The sequence below is a fragment of the Tsukamurella paurometabola DSM 20162 genome (genome assembly GCF_000092225.1).
GTDB classification, from domain to species: Bacteria; Actinomycetota; Actinomycetes; order Mycobacteriales; family Mycobacteriaceae; genus Tsukamurella; species Tsukamurella paurometabola.
Genome location: NC_014158.1, coordinates 4,162,554 through 4,180,447, shown reverse-complemented (window position 1 = coordinate 4,180,447; position 17,894 = coordinate 4,162,554). Strand labels below are relative to the sequence as shown.

General features: G+C 68.2%; 14 protein-coding genes and 1 pseudogene. 10 read left to right on the top strand and 5 right to left on the bottom strand.

Translation table 11 applies throughout. The features are described from left to right. Positions 1–39: 39 nt before the first annotated feature. Positions 40–678, bottom strand: coding sequence for a DUF2306 domain-containing protein (locus TPAU_RS20240; protein ID WP_013128609.1), 639 nt, complete (start codon positions 676–678; stop codon positions 40–42). Positions 679–762: 84 nt separating this feature from the next. Between TPAU_RS20240 and TPAU_RS20235 the strand changes: the two genes are divergently transcribed. After that, positions 763–1,614 carry an arylamine N-acetyltransferase family protein gene (locus TPAU_RS20235; protein ID WP_013128608.1) on the top strand — a complete coding sequence of 284 codons (852 nt, stop codon included), beginning with the start codon at positions 763–765 and terminating at the stop codon, positions 1,612–1,614. On the opposite strand, the gene TPAU_RS20230 is transcribed toward TPAU_RS20235, so the two are convergent. After that, a complete protein-coding gene (locus TPAU_RS20230; protein ID WP_013128607.1) occupies positions 1,601–1,894 on the bottom strand; it encodes a hypothetical protein in 294 nt (97 codons plus the stop codon). The two genes, TPAU_RS20235 and TPAU_RS20230, sit on opposite strands and share 14 nt — an antisense overlap. A 262-nt stretch (positions 1,895–2,156) precedes the next feature. On the opposite strand from TPAU_RS20230, the pseudogene TPAU_RS20225 reads away from it, so the two are divergent. The 3 genes and pseudogenes from TPAU_RS20225 to TPAU_RS20220 all read left to right on the top strand — a co-directional run. Next, a pseudogene (locus TPAU_RS20225) lies at positions 2,157–4,457 on the top strand (MMPL family transporter); the annotation flags it as partial. Between the two features lie 546 nt (positions 4,458–5,003). Further along, positions 5,004–6,305, top strand: coding sequence for a tRNA guanosine(34) transglycosylase Tgt (tgt, locus tag TPAU_RS22570; RefSeq protein ID WP_083773968.1), 1,302 nt, complete (start codon positions 5,004–5,006; stop codon positions 6,303–6,305). A gap of 86 nt (positions 6,306–6,391) precedes the next feature. After that, positions 6,392–7,357: a GlxA family transcriptional regulator gene (locus TPAU_RS20220; protein ID WP_013128605.1), complete on the top strand. Its 966-nt coding sequence runs from the start codon at positions 6,392–6,394 to the stop codon at positions 7,355–7,357. 192 nt (positions 7,358–7,549) lie between these two features. Here TPAU_RS20220 and gluQRS read toward each other — a convergent pair whose 3' ends face one another. Then, a complete protein-coding gene (gluQRS, locus tag TPAU_RS20215) occupies positions 7,550–8,407 on the bottom strand; it encodes a tRNA glutamyl-Q(34) synthetase GluQRS (protein ID WP_013128604.1) in 858 nt (285 codons plus the stop codon). Positions 8,408–8,416: 9 nt separating this feature from the next. Beyond that, complete coding sequence (locus tag TPAU_RS20210) at positions 8,417–9,367, bottom strand: helix-turn-helix transcriptional regulator (RefSeq protein WP_013128603.1); 951 nt, start codon at positions 9,365–9,367, stop codon at positions 8,417–8,419. Between the two features lie 62 nt (positions 9,368–9,429). Between TPAU_RS20210 and TPAU_RS20205 the strand changes: the two genes are divergently transcribed. Genes TPAU_RS20205 through TPAU_RS20195 form a run of 3 tightly spaced genes read left to right on the top strand, consistent with a single transcriptional unit; the run spans position 9,430 to position 12,154 of the window. Further along, positions 9,430–9,963 (top strand): DinB family protein, encoded by a 534-nt coding sequence (locus TPAU_RS20205; RefSeq protein ID WP_013128602.1) that lies wholly within the window; start codon positions 9,430–9,432, stop codon positions 9,961–9,963. Positions 9,964–10,019: 56 nt separating this feature from the next. After that, positions 10,020–11,060 (top strand): ATP-dependent DNA ligase, encoded by a 1,041-nt coding sequence (locus TPAU_RS20200; RefSeq protein ID WP_041944520.1) that lies wholly within the window; start codon positions 10,020–10,022, stop codon positions 11,058–11,060. Beyond that, a complete protein-coding gene (locus TPAU_RS20195) occupies positions 11,060–12,154 on the top strand; it encodes a DNA polymerase domain-containing protein (RefSeq protein ID WP_013128600.1) in 1,095 nt (364 codons plus the stop codon). Before TPAU_RS20200 ends, TPAU_RS20195 begins: the two co-directional genes overlap by 1 nt. A 6-nt stretch (positions 12,155–12,160) precedes the next feature. Here the strand turns inward: TPAU_RS20195 and TPAU_RS20190 are convergent, their stop codons facing one another. Next, positions 12,161–13,051, bottom strand: coding sequence for an Lrp/AsnC family transcriptional regulator (locus tag TPAU_RS20190; protein WP_013128599.1), 891 nt, complete (start codon positions 13,049–13,051; stop codon positions 12,161–12,163). A gap of 216 nt (positions 13,052–13,267) precedes the next feature. Here TPAU_RS20190 and TPAU_RS20185 point away from each other — a divergent pair, with 216 nt between their 5' ends. Genes TPAU_RS20185 through TPAU_RS20175 form a run of 3 tightly spaced genes read left to right on the top strand, consistent with a single transcriptional unit; the run spans position 13,268 to position 17,870 of the window. Continuing rightward, complete coding sequence (locus TPAU_RS20185; protein WP_013128598.1) at positions 13,268–14,581, top strand: MFS transporter; 1,314 nt, start codon at positions 13,268–13,270, stop codon at positions 14,579–14,581. Beyond that, positions 14,578–16,248 carry an amidohydrolase gene (locus TPAU_RS20180; RefSeq protein ID WP_013128597.1) on the top strand — a complete coding sequence of 557 codons (1,671 nt, stop codon included), beginning with the start codon at positions 14,578–14,580 and terminating at the stop codon, positions 16,246–16,248. Before TPAU_RS20185 ends, TPAU_RS20180 begins: the two co-directional genes overlap by 4 nt. Further along, positions 16,245–17,870, top strand: coding sequence for a thiamine pyrophosphate-binding protein (locus tag TPAU_RS20175; RefSeq protein WP_013128596.1), 1,626 nt, complete (start codon positions 16,245–16,247; stop codon positions 17,868–17,870). The genes TPAU_RS20180 and TPAU_RS20175 overlap by 4 nt, the downstream gene beginning before the upstream one ends. Positions 17,871–17,894: the final 24 nt, after the last annotated feature.

Here is a 17,894-nt window from a genome sequence, read left to right as displayed (position 1 = left end):
GGCTTCGTCGTCTCTGCGCCGAACCGGCGTTCTCTCCGCTTACGCGGCGATGGTCTTCGTCCGACCGATCCGAGTGCCGGTTTCGCGACGGGGTGTGCGGCGCAGCCACCACTCGCAGACACCCAGGGCGAGCAGCCAGCTCATCCAGGCGGTGAGCGCCACGCCCAGACCGTCCACCACGCGCGATTCCAGGCCCAGGCCGTCGAGCAGCAGGAACATCACCGGTCCCAGGATGCGGTTGATGATCACCGAGTACATCAGCGCCGCGCTGCGAAGCATCCAGCGCCGGTGCTGCGTCACGTCGCGGGCCAGGATCGAGCGCACACCGAGCACGGTGAACACCAGCATCAACGAGCCCAGCGTCACGTTGGAGACGGCGTTCGCCGGCCCGAACGGCGTCATCGCGCCCACGGTGATCGACGCCAGCCCGACCGGAATCGCGCACGCCACGTAGACCCGCCCGGCGATCCGGTGATAGCGGGCGAACCAGCGTCGGCCGAGTTGCACCAGCCCGGCGAGCATCGCGACGGCGCCGAGCATGATGTGCCCCACCAGGAGTGGGTAGTACCAGGAGGGTTGACCGTCGAGCGGTACCCGGCTGCCACCGGTGAGGTACACGGGGAGCGCGTAGGCGAGGAATGCCGCGACGATGAGCGATCCGACCAGCAGTTTCTTCATATCCGGGACGGTAGGTTGCCGCCGCGGCCGCGCGGATCACCCGCAGGAGTGGCGCGGTATCCCCCACGGGAGTGAGATGAAGACATGAACCACGACGAGGCCTGGGGCGCCGACGAACTGGATCTCGACCGGTATCTGAGGCGGGTCGGGCTCGATGCCCCCGTCGCCGCCGATCCCGACGGTCTTGCGCGACTGGTCGCGGCGCACGCGACGACCCTGCCGTGGGAGAACATCGACGCGGTCCGGGGTATCCCGGGCGAGCTGACGATCGGCGCGCTCCAGCGTCGGATGATCGACGGGCGCCGCGGCTACGGCTGCACCGGCCACACGCCTCTGCTCGCCGCGGTGCTGCAACGGCACGGGTTCGTGTTCAGTGCGGTGGCCGGCCGGGTGCTCCTGCAGGGGGAGACGTCTGCGTCGACGCATGCGCTGCTGGTGGTGCAGGTCGACGGTGCGCGGTGGCTCGTCGAGGTCGGCTTCGGGGCGGTGCCGCTGGCGCCGCTGCGGCTGGTCGACGGGCTGGAGCAGGATGCGGGTGGGTGGACCTACCGGGTCACCCGCTCGACACCGGGCTTCGCCGAGGAGTGGCAGCTCGACTTCTTCGATCCCAGCTCCGGACAATGGCGCCCGCAGTACCGGTTCCCGCTCGCGGCGCGCACCTGGTCCGATCTGCGGATGACCAACTACTACGTGGCCACCTCGCCGTTCTCGCCCTTCCGCGGCCGCCTCATGGTGGTGATGAATCACCCTGACCGGCGCCTCGTGCTGACCGGCGACAGCATCATCACCACCCGCCCCGATGGTTTCCGGGAGGTCGCGCCGTACCCGGCCGCGGACCGTCGGGAGATCTTGGCCGAGGCCTTCGCGATCGACCTGTCCGACGAGGTCGCCGCCGAGGTGGATCGCCTGGTCGAGAACCGGGTCAGTGCGAGCTGAAGAAGCCGATCGCTTGGGTGCTCTTGGTGCTGTCGCACCGCGCGAGCATGCCCGGTGAGGTGGGGAACGAACAGTTCCAGCCGTCGACGGTGACGGGTTTGCCGGCGGCGATCTGGGGGCTGAATGTGTCGGCGATGGTCATCGCTTCCACGCAGTCGACCTTCGTGGTGCCCAGGGCGTGCACGTAGAGCGGACCGTCGGGTCCCTTGGTCTGGCCGCACATCTCGCCGCGGGTCACCGGGGCGGTGCTGGACGATGCGGGGGTCGCCGGGGCACTCACGCCGTCCTGATCGGTGGTCGAACCACCGCAGCCGGCGAGCAGAAGGCCGCCGAACGTTGCAATTGCGACTGCTGTGACTGGTGTTGCTGACCTGCGCAAAGTGCTCATGCGCCACACCCTACCCATGATTCCGTGATTGAACTCACAAAAGACCCGGTCAGCGACTTTATTGCAGGGTGAAACCATCGGTACACTTGTCGGCAGAACCGCAGCCGCGGCCGCGGCAGTCCCACGCGCCGTCCGACGAACCGGAGTACCTCCCATGGCACTGCTTCTCTACCGGTTGGGCAAGTTCGCCTACCTGAACCGTTTCAAGGTCATCGCCGTCTGGGTGCTGCTGCTGATCGGCATGGGCGTCGGTGCCGCGACGCTCAGCAAGCCCACCGTCGACAACTTCAACCTTCCCGGGCTGCCGTCCGAGAAGGCGACGGACATCGTCAACGCGCAGTTCGGCGGACAGGGCTCCGATGATCCGTTCACGAGCGCGTCGGCGACCATCGTCTTCCACGCCAAGGACGGCAAGCTCACCGATCCGAAGAACACGGCGGGCATCGACAAGACGATCGAGGAGATCAAGGGCCTCACCAAGGACGAGAACGGCACGCAGGTCTCGATCGTCAAGGACCCGAACCTCCTGCACAACCCCACCGGCAAGCTCGACGACGGTGTCCTCACTCCCGCGCAGCGCGACACCCTGGCCGCGATGCAGGCGCAGCAGAAGGACATCGCCTCCACCAAATCGCCCGAGCAGCAGAAGGCCGATGCCGCCGTCACCTCCACGGTGAGCCCGGACGGGAAGACCGCCAAGCTCAAGGTCGACTTCATCGGCAAGGTCACCGATCTGCCGAAGGACACCGCGGAGAAGATCAAGGACGCCCGGATCGCGGGCCAGGACGCCTCGCAGGGGTCGCTGCAGGTCGAGGCCGACGGTTCCGCCGCCAAGGGCATGGAAGACATGGGCATGACCAGCGAGCTGATCGGCATGCTGGTGGCCGCGATCGTCCTGATCATCACGTTCGCTTCGCTGGTGGCATGGGGCCTGCCGCTGATGAACGCGATCATCGCGGTCCCCGTCGCCCTCGCGGGCGTCATGATCGCCACCCGATTCATCGAGCTCGGCACGTTCCCCACGGTGCTCACCTCGATGATCGGCCTCGCCGTCACCATCGACTACGCCCTGTTCATCGTGTCCCGATTCCGGCACGAACTCCGGCGCCTGGGCGCCACCACCAAGGAGCAGCGCGCCGAGGCGGCGGGTATCGCCGTGGGCACCGCCGGCTCCGCGGTGATCTTCGCGGGCCTCACCGTGATCATCGCGCTGGCCGCGCTCGCCTTCATCGGGATGGACTTCCTCGGCCAGATGGGTGTGGCGGCGGCGTGGGGCGTGCTCATCGCCGTCATCGTCGCGCTCACCCTGCTGCCGGCCCTGCTGGGCCTGTTCGGCAGCAAGGTCTTCGCCGGCCGGGTCAAGGGCCTGCACCCGCCGGACACCGACGAGGGCGAGGGCCGCACCGCGAACGGCCTGCGCTGGGCCAATGTGATCAAGAAGGTCCCGGTCGTGACGCTGCTCGCCGGTGTCGCGGTGCTCGGCATCCTCGCGATTCCGATGAAGGACATGCAGACCGCGCTACCGAGCTCGGGCATGAGCGAGAAGTCGACGTCCGAACGCAAGGCCTACGACCTCACCTCGGATGCGTGGGGTAAGGGTTCCAACGGCCAGCTCATGGTGGCGGTCGACGGTTCGAAAGCCGATCCGGGCCAGCGGCTGCGCGCCTACGCGCAGATCGTCGACCGGCTCAACAACGATCCCGAGATGAAGACCAAGGTCGCGAACGCCCAGATCGCGCAGCTCGCGCCGGACAACAAGGCCGCGACGATCGTCGTCACCCCCAAGGGCGGCCCGACCGATCAGCTGACCAAGGACCTCGTCGAGGACCTGCGGGCGCTGCCGAACGGACCGAACGGCCTCAAGCAGGCCTTCAACATGGACCTCGGCGTGGCGGGTAACACCGCCATCGAGATGGACATCTCGGAGAAGCTGTCGAAGGAGGCGCTGCCGATCTACGTCGCCATCGTCGTCGGCCTCGCCTTCCTGCTGCTGCTGGTGGCCTTCCGGTCGATCCTGGTGCCGCTGACGGCCGTGCTCGGCTTCCTGCTCTCGGTGGTGGCCACCTTCGGCGTGACCTCGGCGATCTTCACCGACGGTGCGCTCGGCCTCATCGACAACACGCAGCCACTGGTGTCGTTCCTCCCGATCTTCATGATCGGCATCGTCTTCGGCCTCGCGATGGACTACCAGGTGTTCCTGGTGTCCCGGATGCGTGAGGAGTACACGCACACGGGCGATGCGACCAAGTCCGTCGTCACCGGTGTGCAGTACGGCGCCCGTGTGGTTACCGCCGCCGCGATCATCATGATCTCGGTGTTCGCCTCGTTCATCCTCAACGACGCGGTGTTCATCAAGGAGATCGGCTTCGGCCTGGCCGCCGCCGTGCTGTTCGACGCCTTCGTGGTGCGCATGGTGATCATCCCCTCGATCATGATGCTGCTCGGCGATGCCGCGTGGTGGCTGCCCAAGTGGCTCGACCGGATCCTGCCGAACGTCGATATCGAGGGTGAAGCGCTCGCCTCCGTGCTGGCCAAGACCTCGACCGATACCGCGCCGCTCCCGGACGCACTGGCCGAGCACGACACCACCGAGGTTCCGGTGGCAGCCCGTGCGGGCGCGTCCGACACCGAGAAGGTGAAGGTGACCGGCGGCGTGAACGGCTACGTCAACGGTGCCGTCCCGACCGCGCCGGTGGGCCTGCCCACGCAGCAGATCCCGGCGCAGTCGACACCGGCTGCCGCGGCGACCGCGCCGATTCCGGCCGCAGCATCGACGGACGCCGACGAGACCGAGGCCGCCGCAGCGGTTTCCGTCCCGGATACCGGCGAGTACCCGCTCGCGCGCCCGGCCAAGCCGACGGATGCCGAGACCACGACGGGGCCCATCCGCCGGGCCGAGCGGACCCGCGCGGATCGCACTCGCGACGAGCTGGCGCAGCTGCGTGAGCAGAACAAGGCGATCGCGGCGGAGCTCACCGCGCTGCGGTCCGACTACCGCTCGATGACCAGCCGTACCCGGCTGCAGAACGAGCACATCAGCGATCCGACCCGGTTCGACATCGACGCGCGGCTCGAGGGGCCCGACGGTCCGCTGGGCCGTGCCGGCCGCCTGCTCACGCCGCACGGTGAGATCCTGACACCGGCGTTCATCCCGGTGGGCACCAAGGCGACCGTGAAGACGGTGATGCCGGATGCAGTGGCCGATCTGGGTGCGCAGGCGGTACTGGCGAACGCCTACCACCTGTACCTGCAGCCCGGCCCGGAGATCGTGGAGCAGGCCGGTGGCCTCGGTAAGTTCATGAACTGGGACGGCCCCACCTTCACCGATTCCGGTGGCTTCCAGGTGATGTCGTTGGGTTCGGGCTTCAAGAAGGTCATCGATATGAACGGTGATCAGGAGCTGCAGGGCGACGATGCCATCGCCGAGGGCAAGGACCGGCTCTCCCGCGTCGATGACGACGGGGTCACCTTCCTGAGCCATCTCGATGGCACGGAGCACCGGTTCACGCCGGAGCGGTCGATGCAGATCCAGCACCAGCTGGGCGCCGACATCATCTTCGCCTTCGATGAGCTGACCACCCTGCACAACACCCGGGCGTACCAGGTGGAGTCGCTGGAGCGGACTCGGCTGTGGGCCCGGCGCTCGCTGTCCGAGCACAACTGGCTCACCGCGCAGCGCCACGACGCGATCTCGTTGTGGGGCGTGGTGCAGGGCGCGCAGTACGAGGACCTGCGGCGCAAGGCCGCTCGTGATCTGCGGGCGCTGAGCGACGAGGACCGCGAGGGCGGCGGTCTCGGTTTCGGTGGTTACGGCATCGGCGGTGCCCTGGAGAAGGCGAACCTGGCGACCATCGTGCGCTGGGTGAACCAGGAGCTGGAGGAGGATAAGCCGAAGCACCTGCTGGGTATCTCCGAGCCGGACGACATCTTCGCCGCGGTGGAGCAGGGCATCGACACCTTCGATTGCGTGTCGCCGTCGCGGGTGGCCCGCAACGGCGCGATCTACTCCGTGGACGGCCGCTACAACGTGACCAACTCGCGGTTCAAGACCGACTTCCAGCCGCTCGACCCGGAGACGCAGAACTACACCTCGCAGTTCTCCCGGGCCTACATCCACCACCTGTTCAAGGCCAAGGAGGGGCTGGCGGCGACGTTGGCGACCATCCACAACGAGCAGTTCATCGTCTCGCTCGTGGCCAAGATCCGGCAGTCGATGGTCGACGGCACCTACTGGGAGTTCAAGGAGGAGTTCCTGGGCCGCTACTACAAGGGCACCCAGCAGCACCTCGCGAAGTCGGACTAGTCGGCCGAAACCGCAGGAGAGGAACTCTCCGGGGCCGCCCCACGCACGGCCTTGGCCGGAAGACTCCTCGTGCGTAGGATCAGGCCATGGCTCACGTCGTCGCCCTGCCGGTCTGCGACGGTATGACGCTGTTCGAGTACGGAATCGCGGTCGAGGCCCTCGGGTTCGCCTGGGGGGATGTGACGCTCGACTACGACGTCCGAGCCTGTGGGCCGGCAGGAGGAGTGCACACGGTCGGAGGGGCAATACTGACCCCGGGCTTCGGCCTCGCCGACATCGCGACTGCCGATACCGTCATCGTGACTGCGGTGACCGATCCGCGCCGGAACTCCAATCCCGAGTGGACCGAATACCTGCGCGCCGCCGCGGGCAACGGCGCGCGAATGGTGTCGATCTGCAGCGGTGCTTTCGCTCTCGCCGAGGCGGGCCTACTCGACGGACGTCGCGCCACGACGCATTGGCGCTACGCGAGCCTTCTGCAGCATCGCTTCCCACGTGTTCACGTGACACCGTCGGACCTCTACGTGCGTGATGGGAATGTGACGACCGGGGCCGGGTCTGCTGCTGGACTCGACTTGTGCTTCAAGCTGATTCGTGAAGATCACGGGCCGGCGACCGCTAACGAGGTCGCGCGACGCATGGTGGTTGCACCGCACCGGGACGGCGATCAATCGCAGTTCGTGACGATCGATGCCCTCCGCCCGGATGTGGATGCGCGGTTCGCCGATTTCCTGGAGTCGATCGCCCACTGTCTGGACACCGTCGCGGGGGTCGACGAAATGGCGACTCGGGCTGGCGTCTCGCGTCGTACCCTGCATCGCCAGTTCAAACGGCACACGGGTTCGGCTCCGCTGGAGTGGCTCGTTCGACAGCGGGTGTATCGCGCGATGGGTCTGCTCGAGACCACCGACGAGCCGGTCACTGCAGTCGCCGCGCGCGCCGGTTTCGATGCTGAGGAGACCCTTCGCTATCACTTTAAGCGGCAGACCGGGCTCAATCCCACCGCGTACCGCGACCGGTTCCGATCCCAGCGGGACGAGGCCATATTTTGATGGTATGTGGCATATAGGCCACTGGGCGCACGAGAGTCACGCCCGTAGCGTCGTGGTCATGACGAACAGGACAGGCGAGACGCGAAGTGCCAGAGAGCTCGTGACGTGGTTCGGGGACTTCCTCGCGGGCATCGCTGCCGCGAATGCCGTACGGCACGGCGGGCGGGTGGATGCAGGTCACCGCGCCCGGACTCAGAGCGGAAGCGTCCAGGGCTCGCGGGGGAGCCGCGCCGGATCGAAGCCGTCGAGCATGTCGGTCGGGGTCGACCCGGCCAGTCCCAGGCTGGCGGCCAGCTCCGGCAGCACCACCTGTGGCCCTCCGCGCTCGATGAGGGTGACGGCACCGTCCCGTTTGGCGAGCCGGACACCGGTGGGGCCCAAGACCATCGGCACATGCGCGTACCGGGGTGCGGTACCGCCGAGCAACTCGGTGAGGTAGGCCTGCCGCGGAGCGGAGGAGAGCAGATCGTCGCCGCGCACCACCTGATCGATGCCCTGGGCGGCATCGTCGACCACCACGGCGAGGTTGTAGGCGTACGTGCCGTCTCCGCGTCGCAGCACGAAATCGTCGACCACGCCGGTGTATTGACCGTGCAACTCGTCGTGCACGGTGAACGAGCGCACCGTCGAACGCAGCCGCAGGGCCGCCGGGCGGGCCGCCCGCCGCTCCACGCGCTCCGCCTCGGTGAGGTCACGGCAGGTGCCGGGATAGGCGCCGTCGGGGGTGTGCGGGGCGGAAGGTGCCGAGAGGATCTCGCGGCGGGTGCAATAGCACTCGTACACATCGAGTCGCTCCAGCGCATCCGCGTACATCCGGGTTCTCGAGGACTGCCGGACGACGGGACCGTCCCAATCGAGTCCCAGCGAGGCGAGGTCGGCCAACTGACGTGCTTGGGCACCGTCGACCGTCCGTCCGGTATCGAGATCTTCGACCCGCATGAGGAATTCGCGGCCCGTCGAGCGGGCGAACAGCCACGCGAGCAGTGCGGTTCGCAGATTCCCCACATGCAGATCGCCCGAGGGGCTCGGTGCATAGCGTCCGGCCGTCACCGCACCAGCTTACGAGCGCACCGCACCGAGCGTGCGCGCCCAACCCGCCACATGCTCCACCAATTCGGGCGGCTCCACCACGGTGACCGGCGCCCCGAGCACCGCGATCGCCATCGCGGCCCAATCGAGCGTGTCGGCCTGCATGCGCACCACCGTCACCGCACCGTCGGCCGAGAGTCGCGCGTATCGGCCGATGGCCGAGCGCACTGTCTCCATCGGTGCCTCCACCCGGAACTCGATCGAGTATCCGGGCGCTCGTTGGCCGACCGACGCGAGGACGTAGGCCGCGGCGTCCTCGGCGGGCAATTCGCGGGGTCGAAATCGCATCCCCGTGCGCGACGGTCCGCTGATCCGGTCCAGACGGAAACTGCGCCAGTCGTGCCGGTGCAGGTCGTACGCGACGAGGTACCAGCGGCGCCCCAGGGACACCAGCCGCAGGGGCTCGGCCAGCCGCTCGGTCACGGCACCGTCGGCCGCGGTGTAACCGAACTCGATCCGCTCCTCCGCCCGGCACGCCTCGGCGAGATCGGTGAGTATCCGCGGGTCGACCGCGGGTCCGCCCGACCAGCCTGCGGGCTGGGTCACGGCCCCGAACGCCTCGACCCGTTTACGCAGTCGCGGCGGCATCACCGCGGCCACCTTGCCCAGAGCCCGCACCGACGTCTCCGCGATACCGGTGACCCCGCCCTGGGCCGCGGCCTGGAGTCCGACCGCGATCGCGACGGCCTCTTCGTCGTCGAGGACCAGCGGGGGGAGTGCGGCGCCGGCGGCCAGCTGGTAGCCCCCGTCCACGCCCCGGGAGGCGTTCACCGGGTATCCCAGTTCCCGGAGCCGCTCGATGTCACGGCGCAGGGTGCGCACCGAGACCTCCAGCCGATCGGCCAGTTCCGTGCCCGGCCAGTAGCGATGCGTCTGCAGGAGGGAGAGCAGTCGCAGTGTTCGAGAGCTCGTGTTCGCCATGAATCAGAGTATTTCTCAGATTAAGGACAGAAACTGGCACTAATGACTTCTAGCGTGTGTTCATGACCGAAACACAGCAGACCATCACCGGAGAACGCGCCGACATCCTCAGCCTCTTGGCCGAGCGCCGACACTTCCTGCGCTTCGCAGCCCAGGGCCTGACCGACGAGCAGGCGAACACCCGCAGCACCGTCAGCGAGCTGACCGTGGGTGGCCTCGTCAAGCACGTCACCGAAGTCGAGCGGGGTTGGCAGCGGTTCGCGCTGGGCAACGGCCACGCGATGGACGACATCGATTTCGAGAACATCACCCCCGAACAGGCCGCCGCCTTCGCGGATTCCTTCCGGCTCACCGACGGACAGACGGTGCAGTCCGCCCTCGCGGAGTACGAGCGGGTGGCCGCCGAGACCGATGAGTTGGTGCGCACCCTCGATCTCGACACCGCGTATGAGCTGCCGGAGGCGCCGTGGCAGCCGGCCGGCGTCTTCTGGACCGTGCGCCGGGTGTTCCTGCACATCGCCGCAGAGACGGCTCACCACTCGGGGCACGCCGACATCATCCGGGAGACCATCGACGGTCAGAAGAGCATGGGCTGAGGGGATTCCCGCCGGGATCCGTCCCCCTGGCGGCGGTGCCGCCTACGATCGGACGCGTGGACCTCCCCGTGAACCCGCCGCTCGATCCGATGCTCGCCAAGGCCGCCAAGACGATACCGGGCTCGGCCGGTGACGCCGCGTACTCGCACGAGCCGAAGTGGGACGGCTTCCGCGCCCTCATCTTCCGCGATGGCGACGAGGTGTTCATCGGCTCGCGCAGCGGCAAAGACCTCGGCCGCTACTTCCCCGAGGTGGTCGCCGCCGCGCGGGCCGAGCTTCCCGAGCGGTGTGTGCTCGACGGGGAGATCGCCGTCGCCGTACACCGCGAGGGCCGCAAGCGCCTCGATTGGGAATCGCTCTCGGCCCGCATCCACCCCGCGCAGTCCCGGATCACCAAGCTCGCCGAGGAGACCCCGGCCATCTTCATCGGCTTCGACGCGATCGCCATGGCCGAGGTCGATCTCACCGGTAAGCCGTTCAGCGCGCGCCGCCACGTGCTCGTCTCCGCGTATGCCGGTACCGGTACGTGCAAGATCAGCCGCGTCACCACCGACGCCGCCGCGGCCGCCGACTGGTTCGAGCGATTCGAGGGAGCGGGCCTGGACGGGGTGATCTCGAAGCGTATCGACGGGCACTACCTGCCCGGCAAGCGGGAGATGATCAAGGTCAAGCACGCCCGCACCGCCGAGGCCGTGGTGATCGGTTACCGCCCGCACAAATCGCAGCCGAACGCCGTCGGATCGGTGCTGCTCGGCCTGTACCAGGACGATCAGCTCCTCCCGATCGGCGGCATCGGCGCCTTCACCGCCGCCAAACGCGAGGAGTACCTGCAACTCCTCGAACCCATGCGCACCGCCGACTCGGTCCAGGGCGAGCCCAATCGCTGGGCCACGCCGGAGAAGACGGGGGAATGGGTGCCCGTGCGCCCCGAGCTGGTCGTCGAATTCGACTACGACCAGATGGAGGGAATGCGCCTGCGGCACACCGCCAAATTCAAGCGTTGGCGTCCCGACCGCACGCCGGAGAGCTGTGGATACGAGCAGCTCGACGTCCCAGTCAATTACGACCTCGACGATGTACTCCAGGAGGGCGTGTAATGGCGAAGGCCCCGGCAGCCGAGGTGATCGTCCCGGGCGGTGATGGAGCCGACCGGGCGGTTCGGGTTTCGAGCCCCGACCGGATCATCTACCCCGCCACCGATCTCACCTCCGCGGTCTCCAAACTCCAGGTGGCGCAGTACTTCGCTGCCGTCGGTGGGCCGCTTCTCGCCGCGATCGGCGACCGCCCCACGGCGCTCGAACGGTGGCCCGGCGGTGTGCACCCCGGCGGCCGGCTGGCTCAGGGCCCGCAGGACAAGGACGCCGACGGCTTCTATCAGAAGCGGATGATGAAGGGCGCCCCGCCGTACGCGCAGACGGTGCGCATCGCCTTCCCGTCCGGTCGTCCGGCGGACGAGCTGTGCCCGTCGGAGATCGCCATCCCGGTCTGGTGTGCCCAGATGGGCACCATCACCTTCCATCCCTGGCCCGTGCGCAGCGCCGATGTGGACCGTCCCGACGAGCTCCGGATCGACCTGGATCCCCAGCCCGGCACCGATTTCGGTGATGTCGTGCGTGTGGCGGCCATCGCGAGGCAGCTGTTCGCCGACCTCGGAATGCGCGCCTTCTGCAAGACCTCCGGCAATCGCGGCGTGCACGTCTTCGTCCGCATCGAACCCCGCTGGGAGTTCACCGACGTCCGGCACGCGGCCATCGCCTTCGGGCGCGAGTTGGAGAAGCGCGACGACGGCGTGACCACCGCCTGGTGGAAGGAGGAACGGGGCGAGCGGATCTTCGTGGACTACAACCAGAACTGCCGCGACCGCACCATCGCCTCGGCCTGGTCGTTGCGCGCCGTGCAGGGAGCCACCGTCTCCACCCCGCTCACCTGGGAAGAGCTGGCCGAGGTCACCGATCCGCGGATGTTCAACCTGTTCACCGTGCCCGAACGGCTGGCCGACGGGAATCCGTGGGCGGAGATGGACGAGGTGGCGCACGACCTCACGCCGCTGCTGCAGAAGTGGGAGGAACACCCCGTGGAGCTGAACTTCCCACCTGATTACCCGAAGATGCCGGGGGAGCCGCCGCGGGTACAGCCCAGCAAGAAGGTGGCCGAGCACTGGGATGCCGACGGCAACCGCATCGACCAGTAGCGGCCGTCAGCCCGTGCGGCCGATCGCCCGCGAATAGTCCTCCTTGACGATCGACAGGTGCACCCACGCCTCGACGTGTCCGACGCCCGCCATCGACCGTAGGTCCTCGACGATCTGCAGCAGCGCCGCGCTGCTGCGTTCCAGCAGGGTTGCGAGGACATCGAATCGCCCCGTCACCCGGGCCGCGAAGTCGACGCCCCGGCGCTGGGTCAGGTACTCGACGACCGCATCGTCGTCGTCGCGCAACACGATTCCGATACCGAGCGGAAGCTGCCGCTGCGTGACGCTGCGCGCCTCGACGGTGCTGATGCGGATCACCCGGTGATCGATCAGTCGCCGGACGCGCGCGGACACCGACGACGGCGACAGGCGCACGCGGTCGCCGAGCGCCCGGAAGCTGGTCCGGCCGTCGCGCTGCAATTGCTCGATGATCGCGACATCGATGTCGTCGATCGCGGTCTCGCCCTGATGGCCTGAGACGAGGAATCCTTTGATCACCGAGGCGTAGACGTGGGTCTGCACCGCGGTCACGGTGGGGATCGCGCGGATGGTGCGGACCATATCGTGCAACTCGGTGTGCGAGCCCACCCGGATCTCGGCGATCAGGTCCGGCGCGCCCCCGACCGCGGAGACCAGTACCGCTTGTTCGTATTCGGCCAGGGCTTCGGCGATCGGCCCCACCGGTCCGTCGGCGCTGATCATCAGGTGGGCGATCACATGCTGGCCGAGGAAGCCGGGATCGACGGCGGCCACCACGCGCACGGCGCCGGACTCGAACAGCGTCTGTAGTCGGGCGGCGACCGTCGCCCGCGACACCCCGAACCGCCGGGACAGATCCTGCACGCTGATCCGGCCGTTCTCCTGCAGGGCGTGGACGAGCTCATCGTCGATATCCATGGTTCACCTGACGTTCATCCGACTCGCGGGATTCGCTCGAATTCAACTACACATGTGCGGCGCATCTGCCGCGAAGCAGCGGATCTGCCATGGAAAGGCGGCGAACGGCGAGCATATTCGCAGTTCAGGGCCTCCATTTGCGCCGGTACTGTGCTTGCCGTCACATGCCACCGAACTTACGATCATGCGCATACTTCCCGCAGCGAGGAGCTGTCCATGTCCAGCAGTCACAACCGGTCCCGCCGTGCGGGGCTCGCCGCGTTCGTCGGCACCACGATCGAGTGGTACGACTTCTACGTCTACGCCACCGCCGCCGCACTGGTCTTCGGTCCGCTGTTCTTCCCGAGTGACAATGCGGTCGCGGAGACGGCGGCGGCGTTCGCGACCTTCGCCATCGCCTTCGTGGTCCGGCCGGTCGGCGCGATCCTGTTCGGCCACATCGGTGATCGGCTCGGACGACGACGCTCGCTCGTGCTGACTCTCCTGCTGATGGGCGTCTCGACGGTGCTCGTGGGCGTGCTGCCCACCCACGCCCAGGTGGGAATCTGGGCACCGATCATGCTCATCGCGCTGCGGGCGATGCAGGGCCTGGCCGTGGGAGGTGAGTGGGGTGGCGCGGTGCTGATGAGTGTCGAGCATGCACCGGCGAAGTCCAAGACCTTCTACGGGGGCTTCACTCAGCTGGGGAATCCCGCAGGCGCGCTTCTCGCCTCGGGAATCTTCGCGCTGATGTCGCGCCTCGGTGACGACTTCATCCTCAATGGTGGGTGGCGCATCCCGTTCTTGCTGTCGATCGTCCTGATCGCGGTCGGCTTCTGGGTCCGGTACCGCGTCGAGGAATCGCCGGTCTTCGAGGCCGAAGTGCAGGGCAAGCAGCAGGAGCTGCCACTGCGGTCCGCGCTGCGCTCGAATCGTCTCGCCATCGTGCTGGGCATCGGCATCCTGCCGATCTCCACCGGCGGCTACTACCTGGCAACAACTTTCGCCACGTCCTATGCCACGGGCGAGACGATCCGGATGTCCGAACGGGTCATCCTCGACGCCATGACGGTGGCGTCCCTCGTGGAATTCTTGGTGACCCTGCCGGTGGCCTGGCTGGGCGACAAATGGGGTCGCAAGAACGTGATGTACATCGGCTTGGCGGCATCGGTGCTCACCTTCGCGCCGTTCCTGTTGATCCTGCCGGGGCACGTCGAACCCCTGGTCTTCCTGCTGGCTTCACTCGTCCGCGTGGCGCTCAGCGCCACCTACGCACCGCTCGCCGCGATCATGTCCCAGCTGTTTCCGCCTGGGGCGCGCTACACCTCGGTCGCCCTCACCTACGGGCTGGGAGCGGCCATCTGGGCGGGATTCTCGCCCTGGTTCGCGACCATGCTGCTCGGCTGGACGGGATCGATCTGGTCGGTGATCGCCATGTTCACCGTGATGGCGGCCATTGCGACGGTCTGCACGTACTTCGCACCCCAATATGTTGATGCCGAGCCGGATTCCGCACCCGACGGGACCGTCTCCGAGAGGACCGCCGCATGAGGAAGCTCGCCCCCTTCGACCGTTCCGAACAGAGCACGCCCCTGCTGATCCTCGCGCGGCGTATCCACACCGTCGACGACGACGCCCCCGAGGCCACGGCGATGCTGGTGCACGCGGGCCGGATCGTCGCGGTGGGGACCGCAGCGCAGTGCCGTACCGAGGCCGGTCGGCGCAACCTGTCCCCCGACACGGTGGACGTCGGTGCGTCGGTCATCGTTCCCGGTTTCGTCGATGCCCATGCGCACCCGTTGATGTACGGCCAGATGATGACATGGGTGGACTGTGGCCCGGAGCGAGCGACGACGATCCCCGAGATCGTCGCGCTTCTCAGGTCCGCGGCCGCCGACCTGCCCGCGGGACGCCCCATTCGCGGCTACGGGTACGAGCACCGCAACCTCGTGGAGGGACGACACCCCACCCGGTTCGAGCTCGATCAGGTGGCGGCGGACCGCGAGGTCTACCTGATGAACGCCTCGGGTCACGGCGGCGTCGTCAACTCCTTCACCTTCACGGCACACGGCGTCGACCGGGATACGCCGGACCCGCAGGGCGGGAGATTCTTCCGCGATGCGGACGGCGAACTGACCGGAGAGCTCTCCGATGCCGCGTGCAACATCCTGACCGGGGTTCAAGGCGTCAAGGTGGGGCACCACGGGCCGAACTTTCACCTGGCGGACGAACCGGAGGAACACCTGCGCCAACTCGATGCCGCCACCGGGAGGTTCCTCGCCGGGGGCGTCACCACGATCGGCGACGCCCAGGTCTCGCGCCGCGAGTTCGACATGTACCTGCGGCTCGCCGAAGCCGGCCGGTTGCCGCTCCGGGTCAGCATGTACCTGCTCTCACACCTGCTCGATGAGGCCATCGAGATGGGCCTGGTGGGTCAGTTCGGCAACTCCCGCCTGAGCTTCGCGGGAATCAAGCTGTACGCCGACGGCACTCTGGGCGGGTGGACCGCGTACTTCCCCGACGGCTATGTCGGTGACCCGTGCCGGACCGGTCAGCTCTATCACGAGCCGGCCGAGTACGCGGCGTTGATCCGCAAGGCCCATCTGGCCGGACTGCAGACGGCGACGCACGCGCAGTCGCCCACGGCCATCGAGATGGTGGTCTCGGCGATCGAATCCGCGTTGGCGGATCGGCCCGACGACGATGCGCGCCACCGGATCGAGCACTGCGGACTCCCCACACCGGAGCAGATCTCGCGGATGGCCGCGTCCGGCATCCGGCCCGTGAATCAGCCCCAGCACTACTACAACTGGGGCGAGGGGGTGGAACAGGCCATCGGCACGCCCGGTGAGCGATTCAATCCGCTCGGAGAATTCGTGGCCGCGGGCGTCGCGCCGACCATCTCCTCCGACGCGCCGGTCGCCGACCCGATCCCGCTGGAGGCCATCGGAACCGCGGTCACCAGGGTCACCCGGCGCGGGCACCGGCTCGGCGCCGACACGCTGCGGATCGACGCCCGGACCGCGCTTCGAGCGCACACCTACGAGGGCGCGGTCTCGCTCGGCCGCGAAGACGATCTCGGTTCGCTCACCGTGGGCAAATACGCCGACTTCGTGGTGCTCTCGGAGGATCCGCTCGCGGTGCCGCCGGAACGCATCGCCGAGATCGAGGTACAGCAGACCTGGGTCGACGGCTGCCGTCGGTACGGTGTGGCATGAGCACCATGGACAACCAGCCGAACACCGCGGACCCGGCTCATCGCTACGCCGACACCACGGGTCGGGCCGTCATGGAATGCCTTGCTTCCTACGGCATCACCACTGTCTTCGGGATCCCCGGCACGCACAACCTGGAGCTGTACCGACCGCTCGCCGACCTGGGGATCCGCGCGGTCACCAACCGGCACGAGCAGGGCTCGGGCTACGGCGCAGACGGATGGTCGCAGCGCACGGGCCTTCCCGGCGTCGTCATCACCACATCGGGGCCCGGGCTGCAGAACGCGCTCAGCGCCATCGGCACGGCCTTCTGTGAATCCCGGCCTCTGCTGGTGATCTCGCCCGGCACCCCGCGCGGAGCCGAGTTCGCCGATGTCGGGACGCTGCACGAGACGAAGAACGCCTCGGCCATGGTCGACGCGGTGGCGCAGTGGTCGCGGCGGGTGCTCACCGCCGAGGCCGCCGTCGAAGCGGTCCACGATGCCTTCGCGCTGTTCACGTCCGGCCGGCCGAGGCCGGTGCACATCGAGATCCCGCTCGACCTGCTGGAGGAACCTGCGGGTGTCGATCCGGTGCTGCGCTGCGCCCGGCCCGCCGCTGCGCCCGCCGAGCCGGATCCGGGGGACGTCGAGCGCGCGGCGCAGCTGCTGTCCGGCGCCGAGCGGCCCGTCATCATCGCCGGCGGCGGCGCGACCCGCGCGGCGGCCCGCGTCGCCGAGCTCGCCGAGCGGCTCTGCGCGCCCGTGCTCACCACCACGAACGGCAAGGCGGTGCTCGATGAGCGGCATGCCCTGTCGCTCGGCGCCAATCTGCGCCTGCCCGCCGCGCGGGAGTACGCCGAGGACGCCGACGTTCTGCTCGTCGTCGGCTCGAAACTGGGCGAGGCCGAGCTGTGGTGGCCGTCGGTCGCGGCGCGCGGCAGCGTCATCCGCGTCGACATCGCTGCGGACCAGTTGCAGAAGAACCTCGCCGCCGATGTCGGTCTACTCGGGGATAGTGCGGCCGCTCTCGATGCACTACTTCACCGGCTTCGACCGGCGGACCGGCCCAGGCCGGACCTGGATCCCGTGCGGCGCGCCATCGCGGCCGAGATGTCCGCCGTGGACGCGGACACCGTGGCCCTCGCCGAAGACATCGCCACCGCGATCCCCGCGGGTGCGATCGTGGCCGGCGACTCGTCGCAGGTCGTCTACCTCGGACTGAGCAATGTCCTCACCCAGTCCGCACCGCACGGATTCCTCTACATGCCGACCTATGCCACGCTCGGTTACGGACTCCCCGCCGCCATCGGTGCACGGATCGCCGATCCGGATGTGCCGGTGGTCGCCGTCCTGGGCGACGGTGCGCTGATGTTCAGCGTCAACGAACTGGCCACGGCCGTGGAGCAGCGGATCGATCTCACCATCGTCTGCGTGGATAACGGCGGTTACGCTGAGATCCGGCAGAACGAGGTCGAGCGCGGCATCGCTCCCATCGGTGTCGAGTTGCACCAGCCGGACTGGGCGGCGCTGGCCGAGGCGTTCGGCGCCCGGGGCCGGAGGGTCGAGCGCACCGGCCTCACCGCGGCGGTGGCCGAATCCGTGGCCGCGGGTGGGGTGCACCTGCTGCATCTGCGCACCGCGTAGCCGCGCGCACCGGGCGGATCACAT

Bases quoted from the DNA above. Each gene is read 5' to 3' on its own strand.
- TPAU_RS20240 (WP_013128609.1), bottom strand. From the start codon at position 678: ATGAAGAAACTGCTGGTCGGATCGCTCATCGTCGCGGCATTCCTCGCC.
- TPAU_RS20235 (WP_013128608.1), top strand. From the start codon at position 763: ATGAACCACGACGAGGCCTGGGGCGCCGACGAACTGGATCTCGACCGG.
- tgt (WP_083773968.1), top strand. From the start codon at position 5,004: ATGACCAGCCGTACCCGGCTGCAGAACGAGCACATCAGCGATCCGACC.
- TPAU_RS20220 (WP_013128605.1), top strand. From the start codon at position 6,392: ATGGCTCACGTCGTCGCCCTGCCGGTCTGCGACGGTATGACGCTGTTC.
- TPAU_RS20210 (WP_013128603.1), bottom strand. From the start codon at position 9,367: ATGGCGAACACGAGCTCTCGAACACTGCGACTGCTCTCCCTCCTGCAG.
- TPAU_RS20205 (WP_013128602.1), top strand. From the start codon at position 9,430: ATGACCGAAACACAGCAGACCATCACCGGAGAACGCGCCGACATCCTC.
- TPAU_RS20195 (WP_013128600.1), top strand. From the start codon at position 11,060: ATGGCGAAGGCCCCGGCAGCCGAGGTGATCGTCCCGGGCGGTGATGGA.
- TPAU_RS20190 (WP_013128599.1), bottom strand. From the start codon at position 13,051: ATGGATATCGACGATGAGCTCGTCCACGCCCTGCAGGAGAACGGCCGG.
- TPAU_RS20185 (WP_013128598.1), top strand. From the start codon at position 13,268: ATGTCCAGCAGTCACAACCGGTCCCGCCGTGCGGGGCTCGCCGCGTTC.
- TPAU_RS20180 (WP_013128597.1), top strand. From the start codon at position 14,578: ATGAGGAAGCTCGCCCCCTTCGACCGTTCCGAACAGAGCACGCCCCTG.
- TPAU_RS20175 (WP_013128596.1), top strand. From the start codon at position 16,245: ATGAGCACCATGGACAACCAGCCGAACACCGCGGACCCGGCTCATCGC.